Source organism: Desulfitobacterium nosdiversum (assembly GCF_049860565.1).
Classification (GTDB): Bacteria; Bacillota; Desulfitobacteriia; order Desulfitobacteriales; family Desulfitobacteriaceae; genus Desulfitobacterium_A; species Desulfitobacterium_A nosdiversum.
The window spans coordinates 3,404,277-3,415,892 of sequence record NZ_CP172056.1 but is presented as its reverse complement, the minus strand read 5'-3'; the positions used below and the strand labels follow the sequence as shown (position 1 = coordinate 3,415,892).

At 38.2% G+C, this 11,616-nt stretch carries 11 protein-coding genes; 6 read left to right on the top strand and 5 right to left on the bottom strand.

The window, feature by feature from the left end; all coding sequences use genetic code 11:
* Positions 1–46 precede the first annotated feature (46 nt).
* The 4 genes from ACHOLT_RS16640 to ACHOLT_RS16625 are packed head-to-tail and all read left to right on the top strand — an operon-like array spanning position 47 to position 4,028.
* Positions 47–1,549 carry a spore germination protein gene (locus ACHOLT_RS16640; RefSeq protein ID WP_425802875.1) on the top strand — a complete coding sequence of 501 codons (1,503 nt, stop codon included), beginning with the start codon at positions 47–49 and terminating at the stop codon, positions 1,547–1,549.
* A 5-nt stretch (positions 1,550–1,554) separates the two neighbouring features.
* A complete protein-coding gene (locus ACHOLT_RS16635) occupies positions 1,555–2,709 on the top strand; it encodes a Ger(x)C family spore germination protein (protein WP_425802872.1) in 1,155 nt (384 codons plus the stop codon).
* A 4-nt stretch (positions 2,710–2,713) separates the two neighbouring features.
* Positions 2,714–2,923 carry a hypothetical protein gene (locus ACHOLT_RS16630; protein ID WP_425802869.1) on the top strand — a complete coding sequence of 70 codons (210 nt, stop codon included), beginning with the start codon at positions 2,714–2,716 and terminating at the stop codon, positions 2,921–2,923.
* Positions 2,924–2,930: 7 nt separating this feature from the next.
* On the top strand, positions 2,931–4,028 hold the full coding sequence (locus ACHOLT_RS16625) for a GerAB/ArcD/ProY family transporter (protein ID WP_425802867.1): 1,098 nt from the start codon (positions 2,931–2,933) through the stop codon (positions 4,026–4,028).
* An 8-nt stretch (positions 4,029–4,036) separates the two neighbouring features.
* Here the strand turns inward: ACHOLT_RS16625 and ACHOLT_RS16620 are convergent, their stop codons facing one another.
* Together ACHOLT_RS16620 and ACHOLT_RS16615 are read right to left on the bottom strand one after the other, a co-directional pair.
* Positions 4,037–5,449 (bottom strand): MDR family MFS transporter, encoded by a 1,413-nt coding sequence (locus ACHOLT_RS16620; RefSeq protein WP_425802865.1) that lies wholly within the window; start codon positions 5,447–5,449, stop codon positions 4,037–4,039.
* A gap of 156 nt (positions 5,450–5,605) precedes the next feature.
* Positions 5,606–6,028, bottom strand: coding sequence for a VOC family protein (locus ACHOLT_RS16615; protein WP_425802862.1), 423 nt, complete (start codon positions 6,026–6,028; stop codon positions 5,606–5,608).
* A 278-nt stretch (positions 6,029–6,306) separates the two neighbouring features.
* Between ACHOLT_RS16615 and ACHOLT_RS16610 the strand changes: the two genes are divergently transcribed.
* Positions 6,307–7,749, top strand: coding sequence for an amino acid permease (locus ACHOLT_RS16610; RefSeq protein WP_425802860.1), 1,443 nt, complete (start codon positions 6,307–6,309; stop codon positions 7,747–7,749).
* A 190-nt stretch (positions 7,750–7,939) separates the two neighbouring features.
* On the top strand, positions 7,940–8,941 hold the full coding sequence (locus tag ACHOLT_RS16605; RefSeq protein ID WP_425802858.1) for a potassium channel family protein: 1,002 nt from the start codon (positions 7,940–7,942) through the stop codon (positions 8,939–8,941).
* Here the strand turns inward: ACHOLT_RS16605 and ACHOLT_RS16600 are convergent.
* From ACHOLT_RS16600 to ACHOLT_RS16590, 3 genes are all read right to left on the bottom strand, one after another.
* Positions 8,906–9,478, bottom strand: coding sequence for a TetR-like C-terminal domain-containing protein (locus tag ACHOLT_RS16600; protein WP_425802855.1), 573 nt, complete (start codon positions 9,476–9,478; stop codon positions 8,906–8,908). The two genes, ACHOLT_RS16605 and ACHOLT_RS16600, sit on opposite strands and share 36 nt — an antisense overlap.
* A gap of 16 nt (positions 9,479–9,494) precedes the next feature.
* Complete coding sequence (locus tag ACHOLT_RS16595; RefSeq protein ID WP_425802853.1) at positions 9,495–10,337, bottom strand: MBL fold metallo-hydrolase; 843 nt, start codon at positions 10,335–10,337, stop codon at positions 9,495–9,497.
* Between the two features lie 185 nt (positions 10,338–10,522).
* Positions 10,523–11,431, bottom strand: a complete 909-nt coding sequence (locus ACHOLT_RS16590; protein ID WP_425802851.1) for a phosphatidylserine decarboxylase — start codon at positions 11,429–11,431, stop codon at positions 10,523–10,525.
* Between the last annotated feature and the right edge of the window lie 185 nt (positions 11,432–11,616).

The window sequence follows — 11,616 nt, the reverse complement described above, 5'->3', positions numbered from 1 at the left end:
GGGTGCTTTTTTGCTCGATTGGATATAATAAGAAAACATGTAATTGATGAACAAGGGTGATGCTATGTCTAACTTAAATGTTTCTTTAGATAATAATATAAAACTTTTTAAGAATATTTTTCAAAATGATGAAACATTAGTGATTAGAGAGTTTCAAAATAAGCGATTAAAAACAGCACAGTGCTGCATTATCTATATTGATGGCATGGTAAATACAGAAATTATCAACGAGAACATTATTCAGCCTGTACTTTCCAGTGATTTGTCGAAAGACATTGAAAGCGACAATTTATTAGAAGAATTTATGAAGAAAGTTATTGTTTCCAATAATGTAACTTTAGAAATCGAAATTAATAAAATAGTTAATTCGATTACATCTGGTAATACACTTTTTCTATTAGAGGGATATGATAAAGCATTAGTTATAAATACTAAAGGCTGGCAGACAAGGCCAATCAGTGAGCCCGAATCAACAAGGGTTGTACGTGGGCCGAGGGAAGGCTTTACGGAATCAATTATGATCAATATATCCATGGTACGGCGAAAAATTAAAAACCCAGATTTAAAGTTTAAGTTTACAGAAATCGGAGAGAGAACCCACACTAAAACCTGTATCTGTTATATTGAAGGTTTGGCGTTGGAGGGTATATTAAGTGAACTGGAACAGCGGCTGGATAGGATAAAAATTGACGGTATTATTGATTCTGGGTATATTCAGGAGTTAATTAAAGATGCACCCTATTCCCCATTTGAGACGGTAGGTTCAAGCGAAAGGCCGGACGTTATTGCAGCAAAGCTTCTGGAGGGGAGAATCGCTCTGTTTGTTGATGGAAGTCCCTTTGTCTTAACAGTTCCATTTTTAGTGGTGGAGAATTTTCAATCCAATGAAGACTACTATAATAACTACATTTTTGCCTCTATGAATCGGCTTATTAGAGGTCTTACTGCAGTAACCACCGTTATTATTCCCGCCATATTTTTAGCAATTGTTACTTACCATCAGGAAATGCTGCCTACACCCTTACTGCTAAGCATCTCTGCTTCAAGGCAGGGTGTTCCTTTTCCAACATCAATATCCTTATTTCTAATGCTATTTATCTTTGATATTTTACGAGAAGTTGGTACCAGAATGCCAGCTCCTATAGGCCAGGCAGTAAATATTGTCGGTACGCTCGTGTTGGGCCAGGCGGCAGTAGATGCGAGATTGGTAAGTGCTCCAGTCGTTATAGTAACGGCTTTAACAGGAATGACCACATTGATTAACATGAATTTTATAGGCGCCACAATTATTTGGAGATATCTTTTATTATTAGGAGCTTCGGTTTTAGGAATCTACGGATTTTTTATGGTCCTTCTTGTTCTTTATATGTATTTAATGAGTATCCGCTCTTTCGGTGTACCGTACATGATGAATGTCACACGAGCTAAAAACCATGATGGTCAGGATGCGTGGATTCGTGCGCCGTGGTGGACGATGACCTCGAGACCTAAAATTATTGCAGCAAAAAACTTAGTCAAGCAGTCAATAAAGAAAGGCAAGGGGAATTAGTTTATATGCAAAAAAGAATAACCTTGCTCATTTTGAGTATTCTTATGAGTTCAATGTTTGTTACTGGATGTTGGAATTATAGGGAAGTTGATAAATTGGCGATTGTTGCGGGTGTTGCTGTTGATAAAGGGACAAACCGTCAATATAAAGTAACGATTGAAATTGTGCAAATGGGCGAAGGGAAAGATACGAAAAAGACGTCTAAAACGATCACGACTGAAGGAAATACCATGTTTGATGCAGTAAGAAATGCAATATCCTTAGAAGGGAAAAGACTTTATTGGAGTCATGCAAAAGTTATTATTATAAGTAAGGAAATTGCAAGTGAAGGGTTAACAAAGGTTATTGATTGGTATAATCGTGACAATGAAACCCGGGCGGATGTACAGCTCATTATTTCTGAAGGAGCGTCTGCTCAAGAGATATTAAGCGGTCAAGCAACGACAGAAGAAATTAAGTCTTTTGTATTAGATGAGATGATAAAAAATCAAGAGAGTTTAAGTAAAGCTCCTAAAATCGATATTTTGCATTTTGATAATGATCTGCAAGCTAAGGGGATATCTCCAATAGCTTCTGCCATAAGTCTAAAGCGAATAGATGGAAAAATAATACCTCAAATTATGGGAACCGCAATTTTTAAAGGGGATAAGTTGATAGGCTTTCTTAATGATGAGGAAACAAAGGATTTGCTCTTTATCAGAAATGAGGTTAAGGGCGGAGTGATGATAAAAGGAACTCAAGGAAAGGATATATCTACACCTGTTTCTCTTGAAATATTTAAAAATAAAACACAAGTTACGCCTATTGTCGATGAAGATAATAATATTGAAATCAATTTAGATATTGATACAACAGTTAGTCTTGATGAAATAGATGGTACTGAGAACCTAATTGATGATGAAGGACGAATGAAACTCGAGAATAGTGTTGAAAATACGTTGAAAGAGCGAATTGAAGCAGTAATTACAAAAATGCAATCTAAATATGATACAGACATATTTGGATTTGGAGCAAAGTTAAGAGAAGATAATAATCGAGAATGGAAGCGTGTTAGCAGCAATTGGGAAGAGATATTTAAAGATTTAAGGGTTAATGTGACAACAAGGATTCATATTCGCAATAGCGCGATGATATCTAAGCCTTTAGAAATAGGAGAGTAGCTTTATGCTAATATTGGTGGTTTTAGGATATGCTTTTTTAGTTATTTTAGAGTTTATACCTTTATTTAAGCAAAAAATATGGCGTGACTTTTGGGCTAATACATTAATTGGTGTTTTTTCGTTTGCAATTGCGCTATTATTGGCACTAAATGTAAGGATTCCAAGCCCTTCAAAGCCAATTGCGGGATTGATTACCTCTATATTTGGAAAGTAGGTCTAAAATGGAAAAGGAGCAAATTACAGACAAAGAAGCAATATTTTTATTACTTACGTTCGTTCTAGGCAGTACACTCATCATTGGCATTGGAGGAGAAGCTAAAAATGATGCATGGATCGCTGGAATAGTGGGTTTTATTATGGCTAGCCCTATGTTATTTATCTTTTCCAGAGTATTATCTCTTTACCCAGGAAAAGATTTATTTGATATTTTAAATATAACTCTTGGTAAAACAATCGGTAAAATTGCTGCCATTCTATATATCTGGTATGCCTTTCACCTAGGTGCACTGGTACTTCGTAATTTCGGGGAATTCACCAGTACCGTAGCCATGCCTGAAACGCCGATGATTGTGCCTATACTTTGTCTGGGATTAACCTGTATTGTTGCAGTAAAGTTAGGAATAGAAGTATTAGGAAGAACTGTTGCGTATTTCCTTCCTGTTCTTTTATTTCTTTTAGTCGCGGTGCAGTTACTCGTTATACCACAACTCCATTTAAATTATATGAAACCTATTTTAGGAAACGGTCTATCGCCAATACTGAAAGGTGGGTTTACAACCTTTTCATTTCCTTTTGCTGAAACGGTCCTATTTATGGGTGTATTCAGTTCATTAAAAACCAAAAAATCGCCTGCTAAAGTTTATTTTTGGGGTATATTAATTTCAGCGGTCCTTATAATTATAACCACTCTCAGAAACATTGCAGTATTAGGTAATATGCTCGGCAGCTATTATTTTCCATCATATGCGGCTGTAAGCAGGATCAGTATCGGTGATTTCTTACAAAGAATAGAAGTGTCCGTAGCTAGTTTATTCACTTTTGGTGTTTTTGTGAAAAGCTCAATCTGTTTATTAGTAGTAAGTAAAGGAATTTCCAAAATGTTCAACCTAAATAACTACAGATCAATCGTAATACAAATCGGTTTATTAATGGTCTATTTTTCTTATGTCATTTATGAAAACAGTATGGAGATGAAAGATTGGGCTTTTAAAGTTTATCCTTATTATGCTTTTCCTTTTCAAGTAATACTCCCTATTATCGTATGGATTTTAGCGGAAGTTAAAGCCAGAAAAATTAAATCAAATAAGGCTGCTTTTTAAATTTCGCTTTAATCTGACTTCTGTTGAGCCATTACTTCGCGGTGGGAAGGCAAAATAAAGCTGATCATTAAATTGACAATGGAAATAGCGACTATCAGGATAAAGATCAGGTGCATGCTTTGAGCCATGGCGTTTTGCATTTCAACACCGTGTTGAATGGAGGTGCTTAAAGAACTGTTAAAGGCAGTACCCAAAACGGCAATTCCAACCGTTTGTCCCAGTGAGCGGAAAAATGTATTGGAAGCTGTGGCCGCACCACGCAAGGACCAGCCGACGGCCGACTGAATCAAAACAGTTAAAGGCGTTAGCGAGAATCCCATACCGAAGCCAATAACGATCATTAGGCCAACAAAATACCAATAAGGAGAAGATAAATGAACTAAAAGCAGCCAGCCTGATCCTGCCGTAATCAAAACGGCCCCAAATACAGCTGTTGCTTTGGATCCAATTTTGTACATAAATCGTCCGGCTAAGGTAGCAGCCAATGGCCATGCGAATGACATGGGCATCAGTGTAAGTCCCGAGCTGGTGGCACTATAGCCAAGCAAGGTTTGAATCCATATCGGCAGATAAACATCTACTCCGATCAATACGCTGCTAGCCAAAAAGCCTACAATATTAGATATTGCAATTACCGGTATTTTAAATAGGGAAAGAGGGAGCATAGGTTCCGCGGCCTTAGTCTCAACATAAAGAAACAAAATAAGGAATATAAAAGCTGTAGTAAACAGGGAGAGAATCACTGCCGAATTCCAAGGGTAGAATTCTCCCCCGCTGATCAGTGCAAAGAGAAGAGAGCCCATAGAAAGAGTAAAGTGAATAGTTCCCCAATAATCAATTTTCTTTTTCTCTTTTTTAACTTGTGTTTCATGCAAAAAGCTATGGACGAGTAAAATCGCGATAATCCCTATTGGAACGTTGATATAAAAAATCCAGCGCCATGAGAATTGATCGACAAACAGTCCTCCGACTAAAGGACCCAGTAACCCTGCAATCCCCCAAATAGAACTGAATACACCCTGCATCTTCGCGCGATCTTCGCCAGAGTATAAGTCTCCGATAATCGTGAAGGTGAGCGGTGTTACAGCCCCCGCACCAAGTCCTTGAAAAGCTCGGAAAATAATAAGCTGAATCATTGTCTGAGCTGTTCCGGATATCATAGAACCAACGACGAATAGCATAACGCCAATAATAAATATGGGTTTTCTCCCAAATAAGTCGGCAAGCTTACCATAAATCGGGGTGGTTACAGAGGTTGTCAGAAGGTAAATTGCAAAAACCCAACTGATCAAATTTAAACCGTTCAATTGCTGAACAATATGGGGCATTGCGGTAGTAACAATGGTTGTATCAATAGCTACAAGGAAAATTGAGACCAGCATTGCCATAGTGACCATTTTACGTTGCGTTACTTTCTCCAAAAGAATCAAATCTCCTTATCTCCCGCGAATAGAAAGATTATATTTTTATTTGTACCGGATTATATCATGTTTTTACAAATTTTATTTGTTTTATAAAAGAAAGACAGGCTCATTGTTTCGTACTGAAACGAAGAACCCGTCTTTTTTATATATGCCTTACTGATGAGCCTTCCGGTAAATTTGCCAATGGATTCCGAATTTATCCGTGCATTTGCCATAAAGAGCACTGAAAAAGGTTTTCTGAAGCTCCATCTCAACTTGGCCGCCGGAGGATAACGCTTCAAATACATTCTTTGTTTCCTCTGGTGTATCAAATTCGAGAGTAAAAGATATAGTATTTCCCGGGATAAAAGGTACACCGGGGAAAGTATCAGAGAAACGAATAATGTGTCCGTCTTTTCTTAACTCAGCATGAAGAACGAGGTTTTTTAGATGATCCTGGACAGGAAACTCGGGATTAGGAGGGGCATCCTTAAAATGAAGAATCTGTACTTCTCCGCCGAGAACTTTTTGGTAGAAATGAACGGCATCTTCACAGTTCCCATTAAAGGCTAAATAAGGAATTAACCAATCACTCATGAGAAAACCTTCTTTCCATTAAAATTTTTGCGTAGTTATTTGAGTTTTACCTAGTTTAAACTCTTTTTCTTATAATATCTAGGTTTGTAATTTTGATACTTCAAACCCTTTTAATATGGGACAAATACTTAGTCGTTTTTTCTAATCATTATTTTACATGATCCAAGAAATTTATTGTAGTAACGAATGGGATTATTTTTGGCTCAGAATGATTTTCTAATTATAAGCCATAATAATGGGGTGAAAACTTATCCTATTTTATGTTGGGAGAAGAAACAATGAACCAAAAACGTCAGGGATTGTCTGCTTTGCATCTGACCATGATGGCGTTAGGAAGTGTCATCGGAGGTTCGTTCTTTCTAGGATCGTCAGTTGCCATCAATGCTGCGGGGCCTTCTATTTTAATATCCTATATTTTAAGCGGGGTACTCGTCTATTTTATCCTTTTCGCTTTATCGGAGATGACTGTCGCCAATCCGCATGTGGGTTCCTTTAGCACTTTTGCGGCACAGGAATTTGGTGAGGGCGCGGGATTTGTCGTGGGCTGGGTCTATTGGACGGGTACAATTCTCTCGATGTCCAGTGAAGCTACAGCGATTCCTGTCCTGCTTCGGACCTGGTTTCCGAACCTATCCATCGCGATTTTTGGAAGTCTTATTATTGTCGGTGTTACTCTTTTAAATCTTTTAGGGGCTGTCCGGTTAAGCAAGTTGGAAAGTGGCCTGTCTTCAATAAAAATATTTACAATCATCTTTTTTATCATTTTAGCATTACTTTTAATCGTTGGTTTGATTCCGGGAATGTTGGCGGTTGGTGCGGGTGAATTAGCCAGAGAACCTTTAATGCCGGGGGGAATTAAAGGAATCGCAGGGAGTATGCTGATTATCATTTTTGCGTACGCAGGTTTTGAAATTATTGGACTTGCAGCGTCAGAGGCTGAAAATCCCCAGGAAACTATCCCGAAAGCAATTTTATATACTGTTTTATCGCTTACGGGATTATATATCATTTATGCCGCTGTATTACTCCCGCTCGTTCCGACCGCGGATCTTAGCGAAAATATGAGCGCTATGGTCGTAGCTCTGAATCGTCGGGGGATTAGCTGGGTCGGATCAGCAATAAATATGGTACTGATTTCGGCAAGCCTTTCGGCGATGTTAGCGGCTATTTTTGGATTGGGACGAATGATTAGATCTCTTACAGATGAAAGACATGCTCCCCAATGGCTTAAAGATAAAAAGGATGTTCCTTATCGCGGAATTATATTTTCCGGCTTTGCAATGCTTTTAGGCTTAGGTTTTGGCCTTTTGTTTCCAAGAGTTTATCTCGTTTTAATTACATCGGGAGGCTTTGCTTTAATTTTTACTTATGGAGTTATAATGGCCAGCCATATCCGCTTCCGAAAAAGAAGGGGATGTCCCCCGGAAGGAAAATGTCAAATGCCCGGGTTCCCATATACCTCTTGGCTTGTCTTAATAAGTATGATCATTGTTTTATTCAGTATGCCTTTTATTCCTGGGCAAACGGCAGGGCTTATTACAGGTATAGTTATGGTTATGATGTATTATCTGATTTATTTAGTGATGAAATCCCGGATGAACTTAGAAATAAACGATGCCAAAAGTAATGCCTTGCGTATTAAGAAGTATCAGTCGAGATTATCTGCCGAATTCTCTAAGGAATTGATTAAAAAGGTTCATAAGAAAAGTAATAAGAAATAACTAGTTGTAATTTATATTAAAAACGAGTAACCTCAAACTATTGGGATTGAGGTTACTCGTTTTTTGCAAATAAGTCAGCCGCAATAATTATAGTGATTATTATTTTAAATGAATTAGTTATTTAATCTGAATCTATATGGTAAAGTTTAAAGGAAAAAATGTAGTACATTATGCTGAAAGGGAGCATTGGATGTATAAACAATTTAGAACAGCATTTCTAGCCATCTCACTTGTCCTGGTGGCAGGAATGGCTGGCCTAATGTTAAGTGAACATTTGACAGCTTGGAGGGCACTTTTTCTAACAGCTGAGACGTTAACCACCGTAGGTTTTGGAGATATACAAGTTCACACACCGATGGGGCAATTTATTCTGCTTCTTTTAATGCTCGGTGGAGTCGCAGTGAGCGTCTATTTTGTGGGCCGTATGATGGCATTTGTTATTGAAGGACATTTAGCAGATGTGTATGGGAGACGAAAGAGGGAAAAGAAAATGGCGCAGCTTAAAGATCATGTAATCATTTGCGGGACAGGACGGGTTGGCCGACAGGTCATTAATCATCTCAAGGCAGGAGATATTGTTGTTGTAATCATTGAACAAGAAGAAGAGCAGGTCAAGGAATTCCTCGCACAAGGGTATTTTGTAATTCACGGTGATGCAACTCAAGATGATATTCTTAAAAAAGCAGGAATTGAACGAGCAAGAGGATTAATTACTACTTTACCAGAAGACGCGCTTAATGTTTTTGTAACTTTAACGGCTAAAGGATTAAATCCAAAAATTCAAGTTGTTGCTAGAATGGATAAGCTGGAGTCAGAAGCAAAGCTATATCGAGCAGGAGCAGACCGGGTGATTTCGCCAGCTATCCTCAGCGGACGCCGGATGGCTTTAGCCATTTTAAAACCGATGAGTATCGATTATCTTGATACCGTGGTGCATGATCACAACCTTCAAATCGAAATTGAAGAGGTTCAGGTGGAGCAGGGCTCAAGCTTAACGGGTCTAACACTTGAGGAAAGCAAGATTAAACAGAACACAGGGACAACGGTTCTAGCTATTATTCGCGGTGATGATGTTTTAAGCAATCCTACTGCACATGATGAAATCCTGGCAGGAGATGTTCTCATTGTTTTTGGACTCAGAGAGCAAGTCGAACGCTTAGAACATGTAGCCGTTGTGAAAACTGGCAAGTAAGGCATTGATTGTTAAATGCAGACTTTCATCAACCTTTTGAGAAAGCCCAAAACTATTGTTTTGCTCCAGCGACGAAAAACCGTGCAGGACACTCCGTAGACCGCGAGTTGCATGGATAGCGGCATCGCCATCCAAATTAAAGGCATTTAATACTTTTAGAACGATATCTAAAACGTCACTTGCCGCTTTTTGAAGTTCATTGTCATTATGATCTGCAACATTGAGAGTTATGGTATAAAGACCGGGATGCCTTCTGGCAAAGGAAAGATAGGCATCGGCCAAAGCATGCACCGCGTCATCCCCCGATTTTCCAATAGCGGCATTAGATAAATCTTCACGCAGCATTTGTAAACCATATAAGGTCAGTTTACGCTTTAAACCTTGAAGCCCTTCAATATGATTGTATAAGGATGGGGTGCGAACATTTAGTCGCTTCGCTAACGCGGCTAATGTAACTTCTTCTACACCAAGGTTATCAGCTATTTCTGCGGCGGCAAGTAAAATTGTATTCATGTCTAAACCCATTCTTGGTGACATTTTCGTATTCCTTTCTCTATTTAGATTTTAAAGCGTTTTCTGCTTGAGCTATTACCTCATCCATTGCCTTAAGAGGATTTACTAATATATTTCCATGTCCTGTTGCCAGAACGGATGGGTCAAGGTTTCTTAATTTATGGGCACTTTCCAGTGCTGCTTTTTTATTCCAAGTCGCTAATGCAGGGAATGGAAATAAAGGCCGTATTTGTCCTGCGACAGCAAGCCCTCCTCGAACTTGAAAGGCATCGCCAACGATCAAAATATTATTTCGCGTATCTAAATAAGCAGTAGAACCTGGAGTATGCCCTGGCGCTGATACAACCAAAAGTGAACCTATTTGATCACCATCCTTCACTAAAACATCAGCTCTAGTCAGAAGATTTTTGGGGACGCTCCCCTTAACCGGTAAATTATCTTCATCCGCGTCCAGAGTTGTATCACCGGACATCAGGCGTGATTCTCTTTGCGAAACATATACAGGAACATCTTTTAAGGTCTGCTTCAACTGATCTAAGGCACCGATATGATCTCCATGAGCATGGGTTAAAACAATTTTAGTAATAGGTTTATCCATTTTTTCTGAGGCTTTCAGAATATCCTTAAATCCAAAAGATAGTGCCGCGTCAATTAACGTTAATCCATTTTCTTCTTCAATAAGATAACAATTAACGGGAAAAATTAAAGGCATGAGAGTTAATTGATAAAGTGTTTTTTCCTGAGTAAGGCGCATAGTGAAAAACTCTGGCATTTTATAGTTTGCAAGAAAACCGCCAGAAACTAGGCCAACAGTGACGAAGGCACTGCCTTTAAAAAAATCTCTTCGGGAAAGTCCTTTCGGGGAATTGTCCTCAGTATTCATTTAATCATCATACCTCCTTTAGAATGCTAATGAAATTAGCATAATTACTAATGACGTTAGTTATATATTAAACTAATGTCATTAGTTTTGCAATAGACTGGAAGAATAAATTTTATAAAAATGAGGACCAAATTAATACGTTTTAATGATAAGACTTATATAAAAAGGATGGTCTAACATAGAAATTAGTTTTCCATGTTAAGGCCACCCTTTTTTACTCCAATTTTTTCTCCAAGGAGAACATAGCTTTCATAACCTAATTGTGTTTGTTCCGCGATATCGTCATCAATTTTTACCTTGTTGGGTTCGAAAAAAAGGATTACAGTGGAACCTCCATATTTGAAATAACCCTTTTCATCTCCACGATTAACTCGCTTCTGTGGAGCATAAGTTTGAATGATTGAACCAACGCAGGTCGCGCCGACCTCGATATATAAGACATCACCAAAATGATCGGAATGGAAAATGCTCCATTCTCTTTTATTTTCACAAAAAAGCTTTTGAACCTTTTGAAGGGCAACCGGATTGACGGAATAATAAGCTCCTTTTATTTTTGTCGTAGCCTCGCATATTCCGCTGTCGATAAAATGAAAGCGGTGATAATCTGTTGGGCAAAGCCTTAAAATGAGGCAGGTACCTTTACTATACTTTTCAGCGATTGGGTCGTTCTTAATCAGTTCTCGAAGGCTATACGTAAACCCCTTGACTTGGACTAATCGATCCAAGTCAATGTTCTCATAGGCAAAAACTCTCCCATCTCCCAGAGAGATAAGTGAGGTGGGATCGGCTGCGATGGTGCGCGCGGAGGGCTTTAATTTTCGATAAAAGAAATCATTAAAAGATAAATAATCTTTTATCTCCTTTTCCGTAATGGACATATCAATATTAAAGTTACGGATAAATGGATTTACTTTTTTCTTGCTTATTCCTCTGTCCAAATACCAGCCATAAAGGCTTGAAGCCATTTTTTTCTTGATAACGGCTTCCAAAAGCTTCATACCGATTGGAGAGGTATAGGCCCATTCTAAAACCTTTTCACCTGCAACCTTTTCTATTTCATATGTCTTGTTTTTTCGGTTATAATACTTAATCACGTGTTTCAACTCCTAACCGATATTGTAAATTATTTTTCGAGTTTTAACCAGACTCATTTTAGTCTGCAGTAAAACAGAGCGGTTAAGAAACATAAATATATTGACTTAAAACAAAGTTTGTTATATTATGCAATAAAGTAAACTGACAGTTTACTTTATTGCATAATGGTGAATTAGGGCGGTGC

Coding starts and splice junctions, on each gene's coding strand:
- ACHOLT_RS16640 (WP_425802875.1), top strand. CDS start 47: ATGAACAAGGGTGATGCTATGTCTAACTTAAATGTTTCTTTAGATAAT.
- ACHOLT_RS16635 (WP_425802872.1), top strand. CDS start 1,555: ATGCAAAAAAGAATAACCTTGCTCATTTTGAGTATTCTTATGAGTTCA.
- ACHOLT_RS16630 (WP_425802869.1), top strand. CDS start 2,714: ATGCTAATATTGGTGGTTTTAGGATATGCTTTTTTAGTTATTTTAGAG.
- ACHOLT_RS16625 (WP_425802867.1), top strand. CDS start 2,931: ATGGAAAAGGAGCAAATTACAGACAAAGAAGCAATATTTTTATTACTT.
- ACHOLT_RS16615 (WP_425802862.1), bottom strand. CDS start 6,028: ATGAGTGATTGGTTAATTCCTTATTTAGCCTTTAATGGGAACTGTGAA.
- ACHOLT_RS16610 (WP_425802860.1), top strand. CDS start 6,307: ATGAACCAAAAACGTCAGGGATTGTCTGCTTTGCATCTGACCATGATG.
- ACHOLT_RS16605 (WP_425802858.1), top strand. CDS start 7,940: ATGTATAAACAATTTAGAACAGCATTTCTAGCCATCTCACTTGTCCTG.
- ACHOLT_RS16600 (WP_425802855.1), bottom strand. CDS start 9,478: ATGTCACCAAGAATGGGTTTAGACATGAATACAATTTTACTTGCCGCC.
- ACHOLT_RS16595 (WP_425802853.1), bottom strand. CDS start 10,337: ATGAATACTGAGGACAATTCCCCGAAAGGACTTTCCCGAAGAGATTTT.